At 57.0% G+C, this 23,539-nt stretch carries 22 protein-coding genes and 1 riboswitch; of the genes, 11 read left to right on the top strand and 11 right to left on the bottom strand.

Annotated elements, in window-relative coordinates; all coding sequences use genetic code 11:
- Position 1 precedes the first annotated feature (1 nt).
- From SIB88_RS18485 to chrA, 3 genes are all read left to right on the top strand, one after another.
- A complete protein-coding gene (locus SIB88_RS18485; protein WP_068517287.1) occupies positions 2-244 on the top strand; it encodes a hypothetical protein in 243 nt (80 codons plus the stop codon).
- Positions 245-760: 516 nt separating this feature from the next.
- Positions 761-2,230, top strand: a complete 1,470-nt coding sequence (locus SIB88_RS18480; protein WP_101248169.1) for an AMP nucleosidase — start codon at positions 761-763, stop codon at positions 2,228-2,230.
- 294 nt (positions 2,231-2,524) lie between these two features.
- Positions 2,525-3,706 (top strand): chromate efflux transporter, encoded by a 1,182-nt coding sequence (gene chrA, locus SIB88_RS18475; protein ID WP_412558768.1) that lies wholly within the window; start codon positions 2,525-2,527, stop codon positions 3,704-3,706.
- Positions 3,707-3,767: 61 nt separating this feature from the next.
- On the opposite strand, the gene SIB88_RS18470 is transcribed toward chrA, so the two are convergent.
- From SIB88_RS18470 to SIB88_RS18445, 6 genes are all read right to left on the bottom strand, one after another.
- Entirely contained in the window at positions 3,768-5,228 is a 1,461-nt protein-coding gene (locus SIB88_RS18470; RefSeq protein WP_412558767.1) for a serine hydrolase, read from the bottom strand.
- A 96-nt stretch (positions 5,229-5,324) separates the two neighbouring features.
- A complete protein-coding gene (locus SIB88_RS18465; RefSeq protein WP_068517284.1) occupies positions 5,325-6,491 on the bottom strand; it encodes a CynX/NimT family MFS transporter in 1,167 nt (388 codons plus the stop codon).
- 166 nt (positions 6,492-6,657) lie between these two features.
- Positions 6,658-7,239, bottom strand: a complete 582-nt coding sequence (locus tag SIB88_RS18460; protein ID WP_101248193.1) for a helix-turn-helix domain-containing protein — start codon at positions 7,237-7,239, stop codon at positions 6,658-6,660.
- 139 nt (positions 7,240-7,378) lie between these two features.
- Positions 7,379-7,948 carry a 16S rRNA (guanine(966)-N(2))-methyltransferase RsmD gene (gene rsmD / locus SIB88_RS18455; protein ID WP_412558766.1) on the bottom strand — a complete coding sequence of 190 codons (570 nt, stop codon included), beginning with the start codon at positions 7,946-7,948 and terminating at the stop codon, positions 7,379-7,381.
- 6 nt (positions 7,949-7,954) lie between these two features.
- Positions 7,955-9,331: a pseudouridine synthase gene (locus tag SIB88_RS18450; RefSeq protein WP_412558765.1), complete on the bottom strand. Its 1,377-nt coding sequence runs from the start codon at positions 9,329-9,331 to the stop codon at positions 7,955-7,957.
- Positions 9,328-10,050 carry a gamma-glutamyl-gamma-aminobutyrate hydrolase family protein gene (locus tag SIB88_RS18445; protein ID WP_412559387.1) on the bottom strand — a complete coding sequence of 241 codons (723 nt, stop codon included), beginning with the start codon at positions 10,048-10,050 and terminating at the stop codon, positions 9,328-9,330. Before SIB88_RS18445 ends, SIB88_RS18450 begins: the two co-directional genes overlap by 4 nt.
- 296 nt (positions 10,051-10,346) lie before the next feature.
- Between SIB88_RS18445 and SIB88_RS18440 the strand changes: the two genes are divergently transcribed.
- Positions 10,347-10,799, top strand: a complete 453-nt coding sequence (locus SIB88_RS18440) for a nucleoside deaminase (RefSeq protein WP_068517281.1) — start codon at positions 10,347-10,349, stop codon at positions 10,797-10,799.
- Position 10,800: 1 nt separating this feature from the next.
- On the opposite strand, the gene SIB88_RS18435 is transcribed toward SIB88_RS18440, so the two are convergent.
- Positions 10,801-11,274 carry an RrF2 family transcriptional regulator gene (locus SIB88_RS18435; protein ID WP_412558764.1) on the bottom strand — a complete coding sequence of 158 codons (474 nt, stop codon included), beginning with the start codon at positions 11,272-11,274 and terminating at the stop codon, positions 10,801-10,803.
- 155 nt (positions 11,275-11,429) lie between these two features.
- Between SIB88_RS18435 and SIB88_RS18430 the strand changes: the two genes are divergently transcribed.
- Positions 11,430-12,071, top strand: a complete 642-nt coding sequence (locus tag SIB88_RS18430; RefSeq protein ID WP_412558763.1) for a class I SAM-dependent methyltransferase — start codon at positions 11,430-11,432, stop codon at positions 12,069-12,071.
- Positions 12,072-12,133: 62 nt separating this feature from the next.
- Here the strand turns inward: SIB88_RS18430 and SIB88_RS18425 are convergent, their stop codons facing one another.
- Together SIB88_RS18425 and SIB88_RS18420 are read right to left on the bottom strand one after the other, a co-directional pair.
- On the bottom strand, positions 12,134-12,400 hold the full coding sequence (locus SIB88_RS18425) for an Atu4866 domain-containing protein (RefSeq protein WP_412558762.1): 267 nt from the start codon (positions 12,398-12,400) through the stop codon (positions 12,134-12,136).
- Between the two features lie 92 nt (positions 12,401-12,492).
- The gene (locus SIB88_RS18420) at positions 12,493-13,239 is read right to left on the bottom strand and encodes an SDR family oxidoreductase (protein ID WP_068517278.1); all 747 of its coding nucleotides are present in this window, start codon (positions 13,237-13,239) and stop codon (positions 12,493-12,495) included.
- A 171-nt stretch (positions 13,240-13,410) separates the two neighbouring features.
- Between SIB88_RS18420 and SIB88_RS18415 the strand changes: the two genes are divergently transcribed.
- Positions 13,411-14,328: an AraC family transcriptional regulator N-terminal domain-containing protein gene (locus tag SIB88_RS18415; RefSeq protein ID WP_412558761.1), complete on the top strand. Its 918-nt coding sequence runs from the start codon at positions 13,411-13,413 to the stop codon at positions 14,326-14,328.
- Positions 14,329-14,383: 55 nt separating this feature from the next.
- Here SIB88_RS18415 and SIB88_RS18410 read toward each other — a convergent pair whose 3' ends face one another.
- Positions 14,384-15,985, bottom strand: coding sequence for a glucan biosynthesis protein (locus SIB88_RS18410; protein ID WP_228194392.1), 1,602 nt, complete (start codon positions 15,983-15,985; stop codon positions 14,384-14,386).
- A 170-nt stretch (positions 15,986-16,155) separates the two neighbouring features.
- A riboswitch (cobalamin riboswitch) is annotated at positions 16,156-16,355 on the top strand.
- A 226-nt stretch (positions 16,356-16,581) separates the two neighbouring features.
- Here SIB88_RS18410 and SIB88_RS18405 point away from each other — a divergent pair.
- The 3 genes from SIB88_RS18405 to SIB88_RS18395 are packed head-to-tail and all read left to right on the top strand — an operon-like array spanning position 16,582 to position 19,509.
- Positions 16,582-17,607, top strand: a complete 1,026-nt coding sequence (locus SIB88_RS18405; RefSeq protein ID WP_250284818.1) for an ABC transporter substrate-binding protein — start codon at positions 16,582-16,584, stop codon at positions 17,605-17,607.
- A 40-nt stretch (positions 17,608-17,647) separates the two neighbouring features.
- Complete coding sequence (locus SIB88_RS18400; protein ID WP_206928082.1) at positions 17,648-18,712, top strand: FecCD family ABC transporter permease; 1,065 nt, start codon at positions 17,648-17,650, stop codon at positions 18,710-18,712.
- Positions 18,709-19,509 carry an ABC transporter ATP-binding protein gene (locus SIB88_RS18395; protein ID WP_101248159.1) on the top strand — a complete coding sequence of 267 codons (801 nt, stop codon included), beginning with the start codon at positions 18,709-18,711 and terminating at the stop codon, positions 19,507-19,509. The genes SIB88_RS18400 and SIB88_RS18395 overlap by 4 nt, the downstream gene beginning before the upstream one ends.
- A gap of 33 nt (positions 19,510-19,542) precedes the next feature.
- Here the strand turns inward: SIB88_RS18395 and purD are convergent, their stop codons facing one another.
- The gene (gene purD, locus SIB88_RS18390; protein ID WP_412558760.1) at positions 19,543-20,826 is read right to left on the bottom strand and encodes a phosphoribosylamine--glycine ligase; all 1,284 of its coding nucleotides are present in this window, start codon (positions 20,824-20,826) and stop codon (positions 19,543-19,545) included.
- Between the two features lie 119 nt (positions 20,827-20,945).
- Between purD and xseA the strand changes: the two genes are divergently transcribed.
- Together xseA and SIB88_RS18380 are read left to right on the top strand one after the other, a co-directional pair.
- On the top strand, positions 20,946-22,673 hold the full coding sequence (gene xseA, locus SIB88_RS18385) for an exodeoxyribonuclease VII large subunit (protein ID WP_412558759.1): 1,728 nt from the start codon (positions 20,946-20,948) through the stop codon (positions 22,671-22,673).
- Complete coding sequence (locus SIB88_RS18380; RefSeq protein ID WP_289078370.1) at positions 22,673-23,527, top strand: M23 family metallopeptidase; 855 nt, start codon at positions 22,673-22,675, stop codon at positions 23,525-23,527. Before xseA ends, SIB88_RS18380 begins: the two co-directional genes overlap by 1 nt.
- The last annotated feature ends 12 nt before the right edge of the window (positions 23,528-23,539 follow it).

Genomic DNA, 23,539 nt, shown 5'->3' with positions numbered 1-23,539 from the left:
TATGAGCCCGGTTCTTGCGATATATGGCAAGGAGCACATTCTTGGCTATGTACGCGGGACACTTCAGGACGACGAAGAGAAACACGAAATCGAAAGCCTGGTCCAAAGTGACCCGCGTGCCGCCAGAATTGTAAGTGACTTGAAAATGACCCATCTAGGTGACTCGTGGGCATTTGATCAGGGCGCGAAGCGCAGGCTTGAATACCTGCAAGAGATCGCCGAAGACGCCGATATATTAGCATGAGATATGCGTCAGGCGAATGGATGCTACGCGTCGATTAAAATTGACATTAATGACCAATGGTCATATAAAACTCACATCAGGGTTGACCGTCTTTTCCCTCAACGTCTAAGGCACCTCCCTGAAATTGCCGAAACCGTCCCCCGGTTTCGGCACTTTTTTTGCCCGGATTCCGGCACCCGCGATAACGTCACCGGTGCGCAGAATATTTGAGACCGGCCTTGTTATGGGCCGCGCATCAAAACTGTCATTTGGAATTCTTGAAAATAAATCCGACATATAAGTCATAAGCATCTGAAACCGCCGGAAAAGCGGGTTGTTTCGGCACAGCCGGTTCCCTGTATTTCAGGATATTCACCCAGGGATAGAACGGGATGAAAAAGTTTTCGGTTGTCAGAAGGCGGGCGGGCGGTGATAAATCTCTCGCTCCAAGGGCCTTTGTAATTGATCGGGCGTGATTTCACGCACCTTGATCAGACAGGGGTTCTGAAACAACAATAACAAAAAGGAGCATCCATTATGGTTTCTGGAGTACACGGATCGGTACGCGATCTGTTTGAATTCACTGACGCTGACAAGGCACTTGCGCGCATCAAGGATATCTATGCGACCGGTGCCAATGCCGTCCAGGAGGCCTTTAACCGTTTCGGTCAAGGTCAGCAATCTTCCCCCGTACGTGCCTATTACCCGTATCTTGGCATCGAAGTGCCGCCGGAAAAATTGCATGTCGAAAGCACGCTTTCGTTCGGCGCACCACGCGACCCGGGCATTTACGGCACGACGCTGACCCGTCCTGACCTGTTTGAAGAATATTACCGCGAGCAGATCGAACTTCTGCTTAAGAACCACGACGTGCCTGTTGTGGTTGGTGTGTCTGATCGCCCGATCCCGCTGCCATTCCTGGTCGAATCGGCAACCGACAGTATCGGTCCGACCGATATCCGGTCGATGCAACTGATCTTTGACATGCCCGATCTGGCCCGTACCGATGATGATATCGCCAATGGCGTGCATTACGGCAACAGTGACGGCCCCAAACCGCTGTCGCTGTTTTCCGGGGAACGTGTTGATTATTCACTGGCACGTTTGCGCCATTACACGGCGACCGCACCGGAACATTTCCAGAAGTTCGTGCTGTTCACCAACTATCAGCGCTATGTCGATGAATTCATCGAATTCGCCAAATTGCAGCTCGAAGATCCGCAAAGCCCCTATGTCGCCTTTGTCGAACCGGGGCCGAAGGTCCATGTGCGCAAAGACGCCCCGGCGGGTTGGCAGGAATCGGGCGAGGCGGTCAAGCAACTGCCGCAAATGCCGTCCTATCACCTGATCCGTGAAGACGGGCTTGGTGTGACGCTGGTCAATATCGGTGTCGGGCCGTCCAATGCAAAAACGGCAACGGATCATATTGCTGTGTTGCGTCCGCATTGCTGGTTGATGCTTGGTCACTGTGCGGGGCTGCGGCGCAGTCAGTTGCTTGGTGATTATGTGCTGGCCCATGGTTACGTGCGTGACGACCATGTTCTGGATTCGGATTTGCCCTTGTGGATTCCGGTCCCGCCGATTGCCGAAGTACAGGTAGCGCTTGCCGACTCGGTTGCCAAAATCACCGGTCTCAAGGGCCGCGAAATGAAGGCACGCATGCGAACCGGCACGGTGGCAACCACGGACAACCGTAATTGGGAACTGCGTTACAGCGAACTGTTCGGCCGTCTGAACCAGTCACGCGCAATTGCCGTGGATATGGAAAGTGCGACAATCGCTGCCAACGGTTTCCGGTTCCGTGTTCCGTATGGCACGCTTCTGTGTGTTTCCGACAAACCGGTCCATGGCGAACTGAAACTGCCGGGCATGGCCAACAATTTCTATCGCCAGCGGATCGGTCAGCATCTTCAGGTTGGTCTCGATACCATCGATACCCTCCGTCAGGACGTCAACCAATTGCATTCACGCAAATTGCGTTCGCTTGACGAACCGGCATTCCGCTAAAACCCGGATTTCCGGTCTGGCGCTTTGATCTTGCCCCTGTCACCGCATCAAACCGGTGGCAGGGGTTTTATTATGGTTTGATGACGAACGGGCAGGGGGCTGCTTTTGACTTTGCAGGTGCAGCCCGGTTGCGTAAGTTCAGGCAAAACGATCCTGACGAACGTGATCATGGGGCAATAACCCGCAATGTCTGACAACATGACAAACCCTAACTCTGAATCTGACCCTGCGCCGGTGTCATCTGTCTCACCTGCTTTACTGCCGGAAAACGGTGTGGGGCTGTGGCAGATTTTCATGATTTTCCTGCGCCTTGGTTTGACCAGCTTTGGCGGGCCGGTCGCCCATATCGGTTATTTCCGCGAAGAATTCGTCGCCCGGCGCAAATGGCTAAGTGATGCGGCCTATGCCGATCTGGTTGCACTGTGTCAGTTCGCACCCGGACCGGCCAGTTCACAGGTTGGCATGGGGATCGGCATGGCGCTTGGCGGTGTGCGCGGATCCCTTGTGGCCTGGCTTGGTTTTACGATGCCGTCGGCCATTGTGCTGGCGGTTCTTGGCATGGCGTTTGTCGGGTTTGATCTGGCATCGGTTGACGGGGTTCTGCGCGGTCTCAAGCTGGTGGCGGTGGGCGTGGTTGCCCATGCCTTGTTTGGCATGGCACGAAGCCTCTGTCCCGATATTGCGCGTGCGGTTCTGGCCATTGTTGCCGCCGCCATCATGATCGCAAGCAACACGGTGCTTGCGCAATTTGCGGTCATTCTGGGCGGGATGCTCGCCGGTTTTGTGATGCTGCGCGCCAAGGTCGATAACCATCCGATGGCGCCGATGGCCCCCCGTTCGGCCACCGGGGCGATTGCCGCACTTTGCTGTTTCTTTGCCCTTTTGGTCATTTTGCCACTGGCAGCCCATTTTGATCAAAGCGGGCTGTTTGCGGTGATTGACGGGTTTTATCGCAGCGGGGCGCTGGTATTTGGCGGCGGGCATGTTGTCTTGCCGCTTCTCGAAAATGCGGTGGTTGATCCGGGCTGGGTCGATACACAGACCTTCCTTGCCGGTTATGGCGCGACCCAGGCGGTTCCCGGGCCGATCTTTACCTTTGCGGCGTATCTTGGTGCTGCCTTGCATAACGGGTCGGCCATGGATGGCGGCATCGTGATCAGTGCGGTGACGTCGATGATTACCCTGGTGGCGATCTTTTTGCCGGCCTGGTTGCTGGTTGTCGGGCTGTTGCCGTTCTGGGACCGGGTGCGGCATATCGGCGCGATGCGGGCCGGGTTGCTGGGCGTTAATGCTGCGGTGGTTGGGTTGCTGGCGGCGGTTCTTTATGACCCGATCTGGACCGGTGCAATCCATGACATGTTTGATATTGGCTGTGTCGCGATCGCCTTTGTTGTTTTGCAATGGCGGATCATGCCGGTCTGGGCGCTGGTCGGGACCGGAGCAGGTGCCGGGTATGTTGTGGCGCTGCTGGCCTAGGATCTGAATCCGGTTGGTTCTTCTAGCCGTGATTCGGCCCCCACAAATCAATCGATGCTAATCAATCAGTACTGGGCCCGGTGGCATCCTGGATGTCTTCGCCGTCCGGACTGTTTTGCGATGCGGTCGGGGCATCGGGAAACAGGTTGCTGATATCGGATACGAAATTGCGCAGGCTGAATGCTTCGCGCTTGCGGGTAACGCCAAGCCGCACGATGACCAGTTCCTTGGACGGGATGACGCTAAGTGACTGGCCATCATGGCCAAGTGCAAAGAACGCATCATCGGGCAATTCGGCGATGCCGTTTCGCGGGTTGCCTTCGTCATCACGGTCGCCGGGCAGATCAAGCCACCAATGCGCCCCGTAAATGACGTCGGGGTCACTTTCATCCGGGCTGCTGGTGTAATCGACCCAGCCTTCGGGCAGCAAACGCTGTCCTTCCCAAACGCCATCCTGAAGATAAAGCTGTCCGATCTTGGCCCAGTCACGCGCCGTTGCATGCATGAAGCTTGATGCGATGAAATATCCTTCGGGGTCGGTTTCGATCACCGCACTTTTCATGCCAAGCGGCCTGAACAAAAGTTCGGTCGGGCGGGCAAGATATGTGCTGCGTGAACCGCTCAGATTGCGAACGGCAGCCGACAGAATGTTTGATGCCCCGGAATTATAGGCAAAGACTTCACCCGGGCTGTGTTCCAGCTGTTTGGACACGGCATAGCCCGCGGCGGCCGGCTGAACGAACAGCATCTGCACCACATCGGAAAGCGGGTTCCAGTAGGATTCGCTAAATTCAATGCCGCTGCGCATCCGAAGCAACTGGTCATAGGTAATGGCCGCGCGCGGATCATTTGTCTGCGCCTGCCATTCATTGATCAGAACCGGATCATGAATGTCGGGCATCATGCCTTCGTTCTGCATGCGGCCCAGAACGGTGTTCCAGACACTTTTGGTCATCGACCATCCCGGAAGCGGCGTCTGTGCGGTAATGCCGTCGGCATATCGTTCGGCAATGACCTTGCCGCGATACAGGATCAATACCGCGCGCGTGCGCCGTTCGGGTCGGACACCGGGTTCGTCCATGACATCAAACAGGATATTGTTCAATGCGCGGCGGTCGACTTCGGCCGGAAGACTTGTGGTCAGAAGCGGCTTGGCAGCAATCGGTTTGATCACCGGTGTCGAATTGCGCAGGCGCGCAATATGGCCCTGATCATCGGCCAGCGTACAGCCCAGATTCGGCCGATAAACCGCAAACCGTTTCCGGAAACCGAATGCATGGGCGCTGACCGTCTGGTTGCGCAGATCGACATTGGTGGTGATCAGTGACAGCAACGCATTATTGTCGGCAAGAACGTCTTCATCGCGCGCACGGCTGGATGGCAATCCGTTCACAAAAATCGCCGAACACATGATCTTTGCGCTATAGGCCGCTCCGACCGGCGCAAGCCAGATAAAGAACGCGGCAACAACAGACAGGCCAATCAATATCGTTCCGATAAAGATGGCCTTGATCAACTGCATCCCGCTTCCCTGCCCTGTGTGTCATTGCCTCTTTGATTGAGGGGATTGGAGGGTCGCCTGCTTCGCAGGATAGGTCAAGTCATCGTATCGTATAGGTCAGGCGGTTACGCGGCGTATGGGGGACCTGATCGCCGAGATCATGAAGCCTGCAAAATAGAAACCGGCAAGGATCACCGCCGCACCACCCCAGCCATTGAAATCAATCATGGCCCCGGTAAGCGGCGGGACAATGACCACAAAAATCTCGGCAAACTGGGCAAGCATCCCCTGAAGGGCGGGCATTGAAAGACCGTCCTTGGCGATGGCCGGCAACAGGGCAAAACAGGTGCCGGCAACCGCCCCCTGACCGATATTGAAAATCACCAGCGCGATCAGGCTGATTGCCATGTCCGTGCTGACAAACAAGGTCGCAATGGCGGCTGCCATCATCGGCAAGAACGCGATCAGAATGCGCCGTCCGGCAACCTGACGGCCAAGGGCCACGCCCGCACCGATACTCCCGATAATATTGCCGACAATCGCGGTCGTTCCGATGATCCCGGCGGCCGGTGCGATCCCGATATCAAGATTGTCGACCATCATTGCCGGCATGAAGGCGAGGGCTGCGGATGTTGCCCCGGCAAAGGCGGAAAATGTCAGCGCGACTTTCAGCGCGGAACGTGATTTCAGAACCCCCATCACCCCGCTGCCAAGGGACTTGCGTACGGTCGCGGTGGGCGGTTTTTCCATCAATGCCAGAAGCGGCAATAAAACAAGAACTGGAACCGTGCAGGCCGCAACCGCCAGACGCCAGTCCAGCCACACAACCATCGCCGCACTGATCCAGTTGCCCAATGCAATGCCCACCGGAATAAAGGTGCCCCAGATGCTCATGGCCATGGCGACCATTTTCGGATTGTCAAAGCCCGCCATCCAGCTTGGCGCACCGACCACAATCAGCAAATAGCCGATCGATGTGACCAGCCGCCCGGCATAAAGCAGTGGCGTCGCATTGGCCGTGGCAAAGATCACGGCACCGGCAATCATCATAAGCCCGCCCAGGACCAGTGATTTGCGCAAACCGGCGCGCGCAGCCCAGACACCGGTTGGAATGGCGGCAAGTGCCCCGGCCGCGGTGATCAGGGATGCAACAAGACCGAATTCCGCCTGGCTAAGGCCAAAGCCCGCCCGCAAATCGGGGGCAATCGGCCCGATCAGGCCAACCTGCATGGATGCAGTCAGTCCCAATCCATACAGAATGATGATGGCAAATATCGGTGGCATGTGGCGTTTCCGTCAGGTGGTGTTTTTTTATGGTTTGAAATGGCAGATCGCCGGAAATGCGCGGCACTTCGAATGCATGGCAATTCCGGTGTCGCTATGACTACCCGAAATCGGGGGCCGGTGACCACGTATGAAATATGCGTGCGGACGGGAAAGCCGAACCGGATCAGATGTGGTTCGGTGCCTGGTCATAGCCGGTGGTCAGGCGCACCGCCGTTCCATCCGACAGGAAAAAACGTTCCCACAGGATGAAACTGTCAACGATGCGCATCGGCGCACCGTCCCGTCGGGACGTCTCGAAGGTCAGATGATCGGCCTGATCTTCGTGCCATCCCATGTCATGCAGGCTTTTTTCCGCGGTCGCGATTTCCGGCGTGGCAAACCGCCAAAGCGATGTGCCAAGCAGTTCGGTGCAGTCGCGCTGCCATTCATGGGCACGGGCATGGGATGCGCATAGCAGTCTGTGGGACCGGTCCTCGATCAGGTGGACCCGCTGGCTGGAATGGGTGACCAGCCGCTTGATCGCATGATCAAGACGGAAATTGCGTTTGCGCGTCATCATCTGATGGATCAGATCATATTGGAGCGGGGCGGGGCGCTGTGTGCCGTTTTCCCAGCGCGAAACGGTTGCCTGTGTAACACCCAGAATATCGGCCAGACGCGATTGTTTGATGTCGCTCATGCGGCGCCATTGGCGCAACAGGCGTCCAAATTCCTTGTCCGGGGCGGGTGTCGACAGGGCTTTCATGATCATCAACCGTTTCAATGCTGTCTGAACGGTATCACAAATTGCGCAATCTGGCAGCAGGCGGGTGGGAATGGCTGATCTGCGCGATCATTTCAATCGCGTTTGTAAATCGCACTTGTAAGTCGCGCTTGGGCGATGATCAGCCTGCCATGCGGCCGATATCAATCTGGCAGCGACCATATTTGCGTGAATCACAAAGCTCAAACCCGGCAAGGCCGATTTGCGGATCACGGGGATCACGTTCGGCAATGATCAGGGTATTGGCATCAATCCATCCGGCTGTGGCAAGGGCGCTGATGCTGGGGTCGAGCAAATCCTTGCCATAGGGCGGATCAAGGAAAATCATGCTGGCCGGTTCGATGGCGCGGGGCGGTTTGGTGGCATCCGCGCGTTGTGCCTTGGCCTGATTGCCGACCTTCAGGGTGTCAATATTCTGCTCGACAATGGCGATGGCCTTGCGGTCGGTGTCAAAGAACACGGCCTTTGACGCCCCGCGCGAAAGGGCCTCAAGACCCAAGGCACCAGACCCGGCATAGGCATCAAGCACCACGCCGTCATAAAGCGGATGGAAGTCATCCTCATACCAACGTGATGCGTGCGACAGGATGTTAAAAAGGGCCTCGCGCACACGATCAAGGGTCGGGCGGGTGTCGCGCCCTTCAGGCGCGTTCAAAACCCGTCCACGATGACTTCCGCCAACAATCCGCATTTATGGTCATTCCTTTTTGCCGCGCGGGCGGTTGCCTGCGGGTTTGCGACCCGGTGCTGCATTGCCCGATGATGCGGATTTGCCGCCCCGGCCACCCGATCGGCCGACCGGCTTGTTGCTGACATCGTTGAAGTTGCCACCCGAACGGCTGCCTGAACGACCACCGCCTGCACCTGCATTCGATCGGCCGTCCGTACCGGCACCAGAACCGGCACCACGGCCGCGCCCGCGCCCGTTGCCGGGGGCATTGCGGTCATCGGATGCACCGGCCTTGCCGCCGGTGCTGTAACGACCGCGACCCTTGTTGGTCGGACGTGCTGCACCGCGTTCATCACGCTCTTCGCGTTCCGGGCGGGTATTCTGGGCGGCGGGCTTGCCGCGTCCACCCGGACGCGGGGCAGCACCGATGCGCGGGCCCTTGCGGGCGGCACCGGAACTTGGGCGGGAAGCCGTGCGGTTGTCGCGCGCATCCTCGCCATCACTGGTGTTCTGGGCGGTACCTGCCGGGCCACCCTGATTGCCTTGCGGGCGTTTCCGCTGGGCGGGTTGGCCAAATACGGTACGCGGTGCCTTCGGGCGACCGGTGCCGCCACGGGCAACCGATTTTTTTTCGGAAACCTTGCTGTAATCACCGCGGAAGAACGCGGCGAGCTGTTCTTTCATCACCTTGCCGGTGATTTCCTCGCACTCGCCCGGGGCCAGACTGCCCAACTGGAACGGGCCGTAAGATACGCGCATCAGGCGCGTTACCGGCCAGCCCAGATGTTCCATCACCCGGCGGATTTCGCGGTTCTTGCCTTCGCGAAGCGTGACGGTCATCCAGGCATTGGTGCCTTTCTGAACGTCGACTTCGGCCTGGATCGATCCGTAATGGACGCCATCAACCGTGATGCCTTCTTCAAGCTGTTTAAGTTTTTCTTCCTCGATCCGGCCATGCACGCGCACACGGTACCGGCGCGCCCATCCGGTTGCCGGAAGTTCCAGATAACGGGCAAGTTCCCCGTCATTGGTCAGCAACAGCAACCCTTCGGAGTTAAGGTCAAGACGACCAACCGAAATCACGCGCGGCACATAGCTTGGCAGATGTTCAAATACCGTATCGCGGCCCTGTTCATCGCGGTGGCTGGTGACCAGCCCGCGCTTTTTAAACAGTCGCCACAGGCGCGGCTTTTCCTTTTCCGGCAATGGCTTGCCATCGACAATGATCTCGTCCTCGTCGGTGACCGTTACGGCGGGGCTATCAAGCTTTTTGCCGTTCAGGCGCACCAGACCTTCGGCGATCATGCGTTCGGCATCACGCCGGGAACAGACACCGGATCGCGCAATGCGTTTGGCAATGCGTTCGGGTTTGTTGTCGTTCTGGGTGTCGTTTTTGTCGCTCATTTGCGGGCCTCGGCAATCAGGGCGTCAAAGATTTTGGCATCGCCCGAGCTGATATGAAATTCGGGATGCCACTGGACCCCGAGACAATAGCGGTATTTCGGATGTTCAATCCCCTCAATCACGCCATCAGGCGCATAGGAATTGATGATCACATCCGGGCCAACCCCATCAACCGCCTGATGGTGGGCGGAATTGACCGACAGTGTTTTGACATCGCCAACGATTTTGGCCAGAAGCGTATCGGGCTCGACCGTGACGTCATGACCGGCCTCGTCGCGCGGGTTTGGCTGTTCGTGGGGAAGGCAGTTTTCGATCGCGTCTGGGATGTGCTGGATCAATGATCCGCCCAGAATAACGTTCAAAAGCTGCTGCCCGCCGCAAATGCCCAAAACCGGCATGTCGCGTTTAAGCGCACCTTCGGCCATCGCCCATTCAAATTTGGTGCGCCGATCCTTGGTGACAACCGTGTCGTGTTTTTCGGTTGCGCCAAACAGGCCGGGATCAACATCAAACGCGCCACCGGTCACCACCAGCCCGTCAATCAGATCAAGAAGATCGGGCACCAGTTCAATTTCATGGGGCAGGGGCATGGGAATGCCACCGGCTGCCGTGACCGCACCGGCATAGTTTTCACGCAGCGCATACCACGGAAATTTGGAATATCCGCCCGGTTCTTCGGAATCGAGTGTAATGCCAATGATCGGCTTGCGCGTGGTCATGACGATGCGAACCTTGATGCTGGTGACGGGATGGCGAAACAAGTTTGGCGGAAACTACCTTTCTAACCCGTGAAGGGCAACGGCAATTCACGCCGACAGTCTATGCGTTCTGCGCAGGCGGGCAAGGGTGTGTTGATCCGCCAATGCCGGTGATCATGGCTTGACCGACCCTGTGAAGTGATAGGACAATGTCATGAACCCAAAAAGGACCAAATGTCCTGAAACAAACTAAAAGACCGGACCCGGCAGGGATGACGCCGGTCTGTCACTGGTTCGATCATCGGGATGGAAAGACTATGAGCGCAGACAGCTATATGGACATGGCCCTTGAAGAAGCCCGCGCGGCCGCACGTCGCGGCGAAGTGCCGGTCGGGGCGGTTCTGGTTGATGCCGATACCGGCGAAGTTCTGGCGCGCGCCGGAAACCTGACCGAAGAAATGAACGATCCCACGGCCCATGCCGAAATTCTGGTGATCCGGGCCGCCGCCGGGGCAAAGGGTGAGCCACGTCTTCCCAATTGCGATCTCTATGTCACGCTGGAACCCTGTCCGATGTGCGCGACCGCCATTTCATTTGCCCGCCTTCGGCGCGTCTATTTCGGGGCCTACGACCCCAAGGGCGGCGGGGTTGATCACGGCCCGCGCGTGTTTGAAAGTTCAAGCTGTCATCACCGGCCCGAAGTTTACGGCGGGATTGGCGAGGTCGAGGCCGCAACCCTTCTGAAGGAATTCTTTGGCAGCCTGCGCTGACTCAGTGGTGCTGGTCAGAAAAATGATGCAGGTTATCCGGGCTTAATCCCAATTCCGCCAGCCGCTTTTCAAAATCAACGGCCAGATCTGCCATGGTGACGGATGATAGTGCCGTGATGAATGTCTCTGACGCCAATTGTAATGCGCGCGCGGTCGCCGTATTGGCCGCCTTTTCCATCAAGCATTGAGACTCTTCATCCCCGCAGCCAAGGGCAAAAAGGGTCGGTGCGCCCAGCGCCTGATAAATTTCCGCCAGCGTGATTTTTTCAAGCGGCCGTGCCAGTTGCCAGCCGCCGCCATGGCCCTTGATGGATGTTAATATCCCCCGATCACGCAGCCCCGCCATTGTCCGCCGGACAACGGCGGCATTGGTATTGAGCATCCCGGCCAGTTGTTCGGATGTGGCGGGGTCTTTCATGTCGCTCAGATGCAAAAGGGCATGCAAAACCCGGGGCAGGCGGTTGTCCTGACGCATGAAGGCGGTCCTGTTCGTCGATCAGATGTTCCGTCGTTTTTATCACATGTAACAATCAAAGATACATGAAATTGACAGGTGCGACAAATCATGTAACTTTTAATGTTACGTGATTCGCAATCACGGATATCCCCGACTTTATCAAGAGAACTCCGATGAAATTTGATCCAAATGTTGATCCCAAAATGGACGCCAGAACCTTTTGGGAAGAAACCTATGAAAAGCAGTCCCCGCAAACCAGCGGCAAGCCGTCTGCTGTTCTTGAGCGGTTTGTTGTCGGTCGCCCGGTGGGGCGCGCACTTGAACTTGGTTGTGGCAAGGGCGATGACGCCGTCTGGCTGGCAAAAGGCGGGTGGCAAGTGACGGCTGTTGATATTTCGGAAACGGCACTGGGCTATGCGCGGGCCAATGCCCTGCGAAGTGGCGTGCAGGATAATATTGCCTTCGCGGCCCATGATCTGGATACAAGCTTGCCCAACGGCATGTTTGATCTGGTAACTGCGCAATTCCTGCAATCGCCACTCGAATTTGCCCGCGACAGGATTTTGAACCGGGCAGCACAACAGGTCGCGATAAACGGCTTGTTGCTGATTACCACCCACGGATCACGTCCATCATGGTCATCGGCCCCCAAAGACATGGTGTTCCCGTCACCTGCACAGGCGCGCGATGCCCTGGGGCTTGATATGAGCCAGTGGAAAACCGTCACGGTGGATAATTTCGAACGCATGGCGACCGGTCCCAAGGGTGAAAAGGGCTCGGTCATTGATACGGTCATTGCACTTGAACGTATCTGAGTAAGACAAAACCGGGCGGGCCCGTATGCCCGCCCGTATTGTCCGGGGGTCGGCAGGCTGACCTAGTTTATGGTCGCCTCGCGGAACATCACCATACCGCCGTGATAAAGAACGTCATTTTCAAAATATCCATCTGCGGTAAAGCCGGTGTCATCCTGATAGGTGATGTAATTTCCCGATACCTGATAATCGCCCTGATAGGCCGATTGACGGGTGTCACGGGCTTCGTCATAGCGACCATTGGGCAGCAGTTCCTGACGGACATGGCCGTCCTTGGTCACCCACATGCCGATATAGGGATGCGGGGCGGTTTGGATGGTTTTGCGCATCTCTGTCTCCTGTTGGGCCGATGCTGATGGTGCAAGCACCACCAGCATCATCAGCAAAGTTGCAAAGCCGGATGAAAGGACGGATTGCCTCATCAGAAGGCCGATGCCGTCGGGCGCACGATGACTTCGTTGACATCAACATCGGCGGGTTGATCAAGCGCATAAAGAACCGCACGGGCAATCGCATCGGGTGTCAGGGCGATCTGGCGGAACTGGGTCAGCAATTCCTTGCTGGTCGGATCGGAAATATCGTGGCCCAGTTCGGTTTCAACCACGCCCGGCGAAATGGTCGTCACGCGGACATTTTCGCTTTCCTGGCGCAGGCCTTCGGAAATGGCCCAGACGGCGTATTTGGTGCCGCAATAGACCGCCGCACTTGGCACAACAACATGTGCGCCAATCGATGCGGTATTGATGACATGGCCGCCGCCCTGTGCCTTGAAAATCGGAAGAACAGCAGCAATCCCGTTCAAAACACCACGGATATTGACGTTGATCATGTTTTCCCACTCATCGGTTTTAAGTTCCGACATCGGGGCAAGCGGCATCACACCGGCATTGTTGAAAATCGCATCGACGCGCCCGAAAAGGTTCTGGGCGTTATAAACCAGTGCCTCGACACTGTCGGCATTGGTGACATCAACCGACCGGGCCATGGCAGTGCCACCGGCGGCCTCGATTTCGGTAACAATCTGATCAAGGCGTTCGGTACGCCGTGCGCCCAGAACAACCTTGGCCCCGCGCGATGCCAGAAGCCGCGCGGTGGCCTCCCCGATGCCGCTGCTGGCGCCGGTGATGATGACGGTCTTGTTTTCGAGATAATTGATCGGGTTCGTCATGACATGCTCCTTTGCGTTTGTGTCATGGCGCTTACTGTGCCGATCAGATGTGGCTTGTTGAATACACAGAACTCGAATTGGATTGCCTAATCCTCCAAGTAGGTCAAAGCGGGCTTTGTCTGGGTGTGAGGGTGTGTATACTGCATCCTAGGAAATGCGAGGGATTTGGTAATGGATAGCTATCAGCGGCTTTGTAATCTGATTGACAAATACTGCGAGGCGGATGGCTCGGTGCGCACGGCGGTTGAGCCTGTCTGGATGTTCCGGTCAACCGCGCCAAGCCTTAAGGTGCCAACGATTTACAAGCCCTGCCTGTGTCTGATTGTGTCGGGGGCCAAGGAAGTCACGCTGGGTCAGGAACTCTATCGATATGAACCCGGACAGCTTCTTGCGGCATCGGTGGATTTGCCCCTTGTCGGGCATGTGACACTGGCAAGTGATCAGCAACCCTATCGCAGTTTGTCGCTTGATCTTGATGGCAAGATTTTAAGCGAGCTGGTCACGCATATGGATCTCAAGATCGGGGCAGAAGGCGAAAGTGCCCGCGGACTGTTTGTCGAACAAACCACCGACAGCCTGATTGACGCGGTGTTGCGCGTGGTCGAGTTGCTTGAAAGGCCCGATGACATTGGGGTCATGTTGCCGCTTTTGATGCGCGAAGTGCATTACCGACTGTTGCGCACCGGCAAGGGTGCGCTGATTGCCGGTCTTGCGATTGGTGGCAGCAACATGCAGCGGATATCGGCGGTATTGCGGTTGATGAAGGATAATTTCGACAAGCCGCTGAAGATCGAGGAACTGGCAGATTTCGCCAATATGAGCCCGTCATCCTTCCATCATCATTTCAAACAGGTCACCGCCATGAGTCCGCTGCAATATCAAAAGCGCCTGCGCCTGACGACAGCGCGTCAGATCATGCTCGCAGAAATGAAGGACGCGGCCAGTGCGGCCTATGCGGTCGGCTATGAAAGTGCATCGCAGTTCAGCCGCGAATATGCCCGCATGTTTGGTGCACCACCGATGCGCGATGTCATGGCAATCCTTGGGCAATCGGCCCAAGCGCGCCCGGGCGAAGGCATGGCGTCGTAAATAAAAAAACAGGGGGCGGTGTTGCCGCCCCCTGATCATTCTTGCCAGGTTTTGATCAGCCTTGATGCTGATTACCCAGTGCCGGCAGATGCTGGAACATCCAGGTTTCACTGAGCGGGGCATCCCCGCGTTTGAGATACATACGCAGATCAACCGGATCGGTGCCGGCCGCCTTCAGGTCAAAGGCCGCCCGCCAGATACGGGTATCCATGATCGGTTCGATCTTGGTGCGGGTGATTTCACCACGCGATGTCGATACGACGATTTCCGGGAACTCGCCATAGGCAAGGGTGCCAAGAACATCGCCTTCGAATTCGACGGAAAACTTGACCTCGTCTTTCGGGCGGTTGGTGCCCGGTTCGCCGCCGCGTCCCATCCGGGTAGAAGTTGCCTTTGCCAGTTCGGCAACCGGGAACGGGTTATGGGCCTGCCAGTGAAGGCGATATTTGAACTGATAGCTGTTTCCGGCTTTGGCCGGGGCGTTCGGAACCCAGAATGCCGCGATGTTATCGTGGATTTCATCGTCGGTCGGGATTTCGATCAACTGTACAGCACCGTCATTCCAGTCTTCCTGGGGTTCGACCCACAGGCTGGGGCGACGGTGATAGCGCACACCATCAAGATAGTTCTTCACATCGCGGTCACGCTGCATCAGTCCAAAACCGCGCGGATTATGATCGGCAAAGGCAGATGCGCGGATGGTTTCGGGGTTGTTCAACTGTCGCCAGATGCGTTCACCACTGCCGGTCCACAATTCCAGGCCATCGCTGTCATGGACTTCCGGGCGCCAGTCAAACCGGAATGATTTGTTCTGTTCGGAATACCAGAACATGCTGGTCAGCGGCGCAATGCCAAGCCGTTCGATATCGCGACGGACAAACAGGTGTTTTTCGATATCCATCGTCACACCCTGCCCGCGATAGAGCAGGAATTTGTATGCACCCGTAATGCTTGGCCCATCAAGCAGCGCATAGATGGTGACCGGGTCTTCGGCATTTTTGGCCGGCTCGATAAAGAACTGGCGGAAATCGGGGAATTCTTCGGGTTGGGATGTGGCGGTATTGACCGCAATCCCGCGCGCGGACAGGCCATACTGGCCTTCATCACCGATGGCACGGAAATAGGATGCGCCAAGAAACGCCGCCCAGTCCTGGGTTTTCCAGTCATCGCGCGACAGTTCTTCATGAAGTCGGAACCCGGCAAAGCCGCTGTTTTCGGGCAGCTGGCGGGCAATACTGTCGGCTGGCATGTCAAAGTAATCGGGTTTATAGATGACTTCGCGTGCTGTGCCGTCCTCAAGAAGATACATGTGCACGGGCTTGGCGAAATACATGCCCAGATGGAAGAACGTCACCGGATAGGTGCCCGATCCATCGGAAAATGGCGAATGATCGCGTTTGTAATGCAATTTTCCATGGGTGTCGTAATCGATCCGCCCGACAATTTCCGGGTTGGGGGCGACCGGCGGCTCATAGGCGGCCTGCGCCATCGATTTGGCACGCGCAATCAGATCGGCAAAATCAAACGGCTGTCCCGCACCAAGGTCAAGCCCCGGTACTTCTGCCAATGCATGCTGATAGATCGACATTCCCGGCAGGATAAGACCGGCTGCCGCGATGGATTTCAAAAAGCGTCTGCGTTCAACAGAAGTCGTCATGTGCATCATGTTCCAATGGTTTCATTTGTCGGCAAGCATACCAGACAGTGTGGAGGTAATCGGGATGAAACATGGCAAATTCAAGGTCGTGTCGACTGCAATTTCTGCATGGACCCCTGTGTAAATGCCTCTGGTCATCTGCCAATTTCCTTGACCGGGTTTGGGCTTTAATCTAACGGTCAGATGTCGGTATCCGGATATCGGATGAAGGGAATTCGATCTGGGCTGCATGCCCATCAACCGAAGCTGCCCCCGCAACTGTAGGCGGTGAGCGTTTTTCTGACCAATGCCACTGGGATGAACCCGGGAAGGCCAGGAAAAGTGCTTTGACCCGCGAGCCAGGAGACCTGCCGACATGAATGCGACGGACCGGGCGGGGTGCCCCGGAGAATGTCGGCATATGTCGCGGTTTCCGGCAGTTTTTTGTAAATGCGCCTGAATACCGATCCTGACATCTTCCGCCATTTCCCGACACTTTTGCCAGTCCCTTGACGATAGTAAAGTGTATGTTATGTTATAACATAACATTTGCGATATGCTGTGCAATGGCCGGTAATTGCCGACCCTTGCCGGTATGTCTTTGAAAGGAAGTCAAAGTGATCAGTCACTATAAAAATGCGCTGGCAGTCGGGGTGTTTGCTGCCGGTTTTATGATTTCGGCCCCGTTTGCGGCTGCGACGGAATATCCGCTTGCCATCGAAAATTGCGGCAGCACGCTGCACTTTGATGCAGCCCCCGAACGGGTTGTGTCGCTTGGACAAAGCACGACAGAAATCCTCTATTCGCTGGGGCTGGCCGATAAGGTCAAAGGCACCGGGGTCTGGTTTGGTCCGGTCATGGATGAATTCAGGGATGTGAATGCGTCCGTGCCGCGTCTGGCTGATAATGATCCGGGCTTTGAAACCGTGGTTGCGCAAAAACCGCAACTGGTCGCCACCCAGTATCAATGGCATGTCGGTCCCAAGGGCATTGTCGGCACCACCGAACAGTTCAATGAACTTTCGATCCCGGTCTATACCGCACCGGCCGATTGTGTCGGCAAGGACAATGCCGGCGGCGGCGACGGGGTGCGCCATGACCGTTTCTCCATGGACCTGATTTATCGGGAAATTTCCGACCTTGCGCAGATTTTCGATATCGAGGATCGCGGCGCGGCCCTGATTGCCAGGTTGAAAGATCGTGAAGCCCGGTCCCTGGCACAGGTCAATGCCAGCGGGAACAGCAATGTTTCAACCGTCTTCTGGTTTTCCAGTGCCGAGATTAAAAGCGATCCCTATGTCGCGGGCAAAAACGGGGCGGCGGGCTATATCGCGGAAAAACTTGGCGTAACAAACATCATCGACAGCGACGAAGAATGGCCGACCGTGGGGTGGGAAACCATTGCGCGCGCCAATCCCGATATCATTGTGATCGGTAAAATGGGCCGTCGCCGGTTTCCGGCAGATGATTGGGAAGTCAAAATGAACTTTTTGAAAACCGATCCGGTTACACGCCAGATGAAAGCGGTTAAAAACGGCAATATCGTTGTGATGGATGCGCAATCGATGGACCCGACCATTCGTCTGATTGACGGTATTGAAACGCTTGCCCAGGCTGTCGAACGCCTGAGTGCCTCGAACTGATTGCCTAACCCGATGGCGCTCGATATGCCCGGAGACTTCAATGTTTGAAAAAGCACCCCCTCAGCCCCCCGCACGATCGCGGGCGGGGCGGGCATATCTTGCGCGAAGCGGTGCGGCCGTGGCGGCTTTGATCCTGCTTGCCGCTGTGGTTGCAATTGCCGCTGCCAAGGGGGAGACACACATTCCCCTTGGCACGGTTCTTCAAACCATTGCCAATCATCTGTGGCAGGCAGGCTATGAGATTGATCCAATCGATTCCGGGATCATCTGGAATTACCGGATTTCGCGTGCACTTGTGGCTGCGGCCTGTGGGGCGTCACTTGCGTTGTCGGGGGCCGTGTTGCAGGCGCTTTTGCGCAACAGTCTGGCCGATCCCTATTTGCTGGGCATTTCGGCGGGGGCATCTACCGGCGCGGTCAGTGTTGCCATTCTTGGTCTTGGGGCGGGGATGGTTTCGCTGTCACTTGGCGCGTTTGTCGGTGCACTGGTGGCATTCGGGTTTGTAGCGCTTCTGGCCATTCCGGCCGGTCGTGGTGCGGGCGCGATCATTCTGGCCGGGGTTGCCGGATCACAGCTTTTCAACGCCCTGACATCCTTTATCGTCACCAAGGCAGCAACCGCGGACGAGGCGCGCGGCATCATGTTCTGGTTGCTTGGCAATCTGAGCGGTGTGCGCTGGGACGATGTCTATCTTGCGCTGCCCGTTGCGTTTGGCGGGCTGGTTGTGTGTCTTTGGTATGCGCGCGCACTTGATGCTTTTACCTTTGGTGTGGAATCGGCGGCATCGCTTGGCGTGCCGGTGCGCCGTGTTTATGTGGTTCTGATTGCGGTGGCGGCATCCATGACGGCTGTGATGGTCAGTCTTGTCGGTTCGATCGGCTTTGTCGGTTTGGTCATCCCGCATGCGGCACGGTTCTTTGTCGGGACCCGGCATGGGCTTTTGCTGCCGGTTTCGGCCCTGATCGGGGCGATATTCCTTGTTGCGGCTGACATTGTTTCACGCATCATCCTGGATGGTCAGGTTCTTCCCATCGGGGTGATTACCGCCCTGATCGGGGCACCGGCCTTTGCGCTTATTCTTTGTCATGGAAGGGTTCTGCGATGACATTGGAACTGCGCGATGTTGGCTGGAATGCCGGTTTCAAGAAAATCATCAGTGATGTGTCGCTGCGGGTTGAACCGGGGGAATTCCTTGGTCTGATCGGGCCGAACGGGTCTGGCAAAACCAGTCTGATGTCGGTTCTGGCCGGTATTCGTGCCCCGTCTCGTGGACAGGCCCTGCTTGACGGGCAAGCGATGAAAAAAGTCGGGCGTCGCAATCTGGCGCGACGGATCGGCTTTGTCGAACAACAGGCCGACACCATTGACCGCATTACCGTGCGCGAGGCGGTGGCGCTGGGCAGAACGCCGTATCTGAGTTTGCTGTCACCCTGGTCGGAAGATGACCAGGCGATTGTCCAAAAGGCGCTGGAAGCAGTTGAGATGCATCTGATGGCTGACCGGATGTGGCAAACATTGTCGGGCGGGGAAAAACAGCGCGTTCATATCGCCCGGACATTGGCGCAACAGCCCGATTTCCTGTTGCTGGACGAGCCGACCAACCATCTTGATATCCATCATCAACTGGGATTGCTTGATCTTGTCCGGACCCTTCCGGTGACGGTGGTGGCGGCCCTGCATGATCTGAACCATGCGGCGATGTTCTGTGACCGGATTGCGATGATGGATCGCGGCAAACTGATTGCGATTGGCACGCCCGAACAGATTTTGACATCGCAAAACCTGCGCGATGTTTTCGGGGTTGCTGCCGATATCGAACGCGATGATCAGGGCCGCTGTCATATCCGCTATCAGGTCGGGATATCGGGTCAGACGGGCATAAAAAAAGACCGGGTTGCGTAACCCGGTCTTTTAAAAATCGGTTTGGATACGGGCTTATGCCTGTTCGCGGGCCACGGCGCGCCAGCCGATATCACGGCGGCAAAAACCACCTTCCCAGTCAATCGCATCAACCGCCTCATAGGCGCGTTTCTGGGTTTCGGTGACGGTTGCGCCGCGCGCGGTGACGCCAAGAACACGACCACCGGTCGCAACCAGCTTATCACCATCCATCTTGGTCCCGGCATGAAGGACCTTGACCTTGTCCATGGCATCGGCTGCCGGGACGTTTTTGATCTCGGTCCCTTTTTCATAGGACCCCGGATACCCCTTTGCGGCCATGACAACGACCATTGCAGTTTCGTCGTGCCATTCGGGTTTGACCTGATCAAGCGTGCCGGTGGCCGCACCATCAAGGATATCAAGCACATCTGATTTCAGGCGGGTCATCAGAACCTGGCATTCCGGGTCACCGAAACGAATGTTGTATTCGATCAGTTTCGGGTTGCCTTCATCGTCAATCATCAGGCCGGCAAACAGCACACCCTTGAACGGGTGGCCTTCGTTTGCCATGCCTTTGACGGTCGGGACGATGATCTGTTCCATGACCTTGGCTTCGACCGCATCGGTAAAGACCGGGGCCGGGGAATAGGCCCCCATGCCGCCCGTATTGGGGCCGGTATCGCCTTCGCCAACCGCCTTGTGATCCTGGGCTGCAACCAGCGGAATGACGTTCTCGCCATCGCAAACCGCAAAAAATGAGGCTTCCTCACCTTTGAGGAATTCTTCAATCACGATTTCCGCCCCCGCGTCGCCGAACTTGCCACCGACCATGCATTCATCAATTGCGGCAAATGCTTCGTCCGCGGTCTGACAGATCGTAACACCCTTGCCTGCGGCCAGACCATCGGTCTTAACGACAATCGGCGCACCGTGCTTTTCAACAAATGCCTTGGCATCGGCGGGATTGGTGAAACGGCCATAGGCAGCCGTCGGGACACCGAACTTTGCCACCATGTCTTTCATGAAGCCCTTGGACCCTTCAAGCTGTGCAGCCGCCTTGGAACAACCGAACGACTTTATGCCAACAGCATCGAGCGCATCGACAAGCCCTGCAACCAGCGGGGCCTCGGGGCCGACAACAACCAGATCGACCGCATTGTCCTTGGCGAAGGTTACCAGACCGTCGATATCGCCATCGGAAATCGCGACACATTGCGCAGAATCCGCAATGCCGGCATTGCCCGGTGCGCACCAGAGTTTGGAAATGCGCGGGCTGCGCGCAATAGCCCAGCATAGTGCGTGTTCACGTCCGCCGCCGCCAACGACCAGAACCTTCATGACTTTATCCTTCGACTTGTCCGATTGCTTGATGGTCCATGCGCGATGAACTAGGCTAGACCCAAACGCCATCCCGCAGAATGATTCAATGTGCGGGCTTTTAGCATAAAGTGCCCTTGATGACGCAAGATTTGTTCGACCCTTATGCCCCGGTACCGGAAACCCCTGTGAAATCGGGAAATGCGCCCGAATTTTCGGTATCCGACCTGTCCAATGCACTCAAACGCACGGTCGAGGATGCCTTTTCCTTTGTCCGGGTGCGCGGGGAAATTTCCGGCTTCAAACAGGCCAGCAGCGGCCATATGTATCTGGCGCTCAAGGACGACAAGGCGGTTCTTGATGGCGTGTGCTGGCGCGGGCAGGCGGCCAAACTTGGTCTGGTGCCCGAAGACGGCATGGAAGTCATCGTTACCGGCCGCCTGACAACATTCCCGGGCCGTTCGAAATATCAGATCGTGATTGAAAGCATGGAAGTCGCGGGCGAAGGCGCGCTTCTGAAACTGCTTGAAGAACGCAAAAAGAAACTCGCTGCCGAAGGGCTGTTTGACCCCGATCGCAAAAAGCCGATCCCGTTTCTGCCCGATGTCATTGGCATTGTGACATCGCCGACCGGGGCGGTGATCCGCGATATCATGCATCGACTGCGTGACCGTTTCCCGCGCCGGGTTCTTTTGTGGCCGGTGCTGGTTCAGGGCCAGGGTGCCGCCGAACAGGTGGCCGAGGCGGTGCGCGGTTTCAATGATCTGTTGCCCTATGGCCAGATCCCGCGACCAGACGTTCTGATCGTGGCGCGTGGTGGCGGGTCGCTTGAAGATTTGTGGTGCTTTAACGAGGAAACCGTTGCCCGTGCGGTCGCCGGTTCCGACATTCCGGTGATTTCGGCAGTCGGGCATGAAACCGACACCACCCTGATTGATTTCGTGTCGGACCTGCGCGCCCCGACCCCGACCGGGGCGGCGGAAAAGGCCGTGCCGGTGCGCATGGACCTGATCGGGCAGGTCGAAGAAGACGGTCTTCGACTGGCCCAGGCCGTGCGTCGTCTGGGTCTTGAAAAGAAAACCGCCCTTGAAAGTCTTGCACGTGGTCTGGGGGATCCCAAAAGGATGCTCGAAGAACGCGCCCAGACACTCGATAACTGGGCGGATCGTTTGCCACGTGCGGCTGTCAACCTGACGCAGCAGGCGCGTGCGCGCCTGAACGAGGCCAGTGCGCGGCTGGTCAGTCCGCGTGAACAGCTTTCGGAAAAGCGCGGGCGTCTTGAAAATGCGGCCCTTCGTCTGGACGGGGCGATGAAATCCGCCCTTCAGATGCAGCAAGCGCGTCTTGACCGCGCGGCTGCGGGCTTGCGCCCCGGTGATGCCAAGCGTGATGTTGTTCGGGCGGAAAAACAGATTGCTGATCTTGGTGCCCGGATGCAGGCAGCGGTTGGCAATATCGTCAAACGTGAGGCCGAAGGACTGGCGCGTTATGACCGGCTTCTGGAGAGCTATTCCTATCGTAACGTTCTTAAACGCGGCTTTGCCGTGGTGCGTGATGGGGCGGGCAATCTTGTTGGCAAGTCGGGCGATCTTGTTGCCGGGCAGTCCTATGATCTTGAAATGGGCGATGGCATCGCCCGTGTCACCGCTGGCGAGGGTACCGCGACGTCGGGGCCGGCAAGCGCGAAACCGTCAGAACTGTCAGAACTGTCAGAGCCGACAGAACCGGCACAGCGCAAGGATGATAGCGCTAACATCGCGGTTGAAACAGCTGGCGCAACCGTGGCGCCAAAGCTTGCCAAACCCAAACCGGTGAAAAAGAAAAATCCGCGTCCACAGGAAGATGACAGGCAGGGGAGCCTTCTGTAATGCGTTTGGCATTTAAAACCGTTATCGCAATTGTCGGTCTTTTGGGCGCAAGCATCACCGCACAGGCGGCCGAGCCGACCTATCAGGGGCAATTTGTTCAGGGCGGGATTGTTTTTGGTCAGACAACTGCCGGTGATGTTGTTCTGCTTGACGGGGACGCGATTGATACGATTGCCCCGGACGGGCGGTTCATCATCGGATTCCCCCGCGATTATGAAGGTCCGGCCAAACTGACGGTTCGCCATGCAGATGGCAGCACCGAAGAATTCGCCTATGCCATCGCCGATCGCGAATTTGATATTCAGCGCATTGACGGTTTGCCGCCCAAAATGGTCACGCCCGATCCCGACGTCATGAACCGGATCAAGGATGACAGTCGTCAGGCCCGCGAAGCCCGCACCGAACGCTTTACCGAGAATTTTCTTGAGAACGGCTTTATCTGGCCTGCCCTTGGTCCGATCAGCGGGGTTTACGGATCACAGCGTATCCTTAATGGCGAGCCGCGCGCCCCGCATTGGGGGGTGGATATCGCCGTTCCGACCGGAACCCCGGTGGTGGCCCCGGCAGACGGGATCGTGACCCTTGCCCATCCCGATATGTATTTTTCGGGTGCCACCCTGTTTATTGATCACGGGCTTGGCATGGTGTCGGCCTTTTTGCATCTGTCTGAAATCGACGTCAAAGTTGGTGATGTCGTCAAACAGGGGGATGTGATTGCCAAGGTGGGCGCATCGGGCCGGGCAACCGGTCCGCATCTGGACTGGCGGATCAATGTCGGAGCGGCACGCGTTGATGCCCAATTGCTTGTACCCCCGATGGACCAGGCCCAAAAGGCGGCAAACGCCAATAATTAACGGGAAACGCAA

This window comes from Thalassospira sp. MIT121401, from assembly GCF_047125595.1.
Taxonomy (GTDB): Bacteria; Pseudomonadota; Alphaproteobacteria; order Rhodospirillales; family Thalassospiraceae; genus Thalassospira; species Thalassospira povalilytica.
This window is presented reverse-complemented; position numbering and strand designations above follow the sequence as displayed.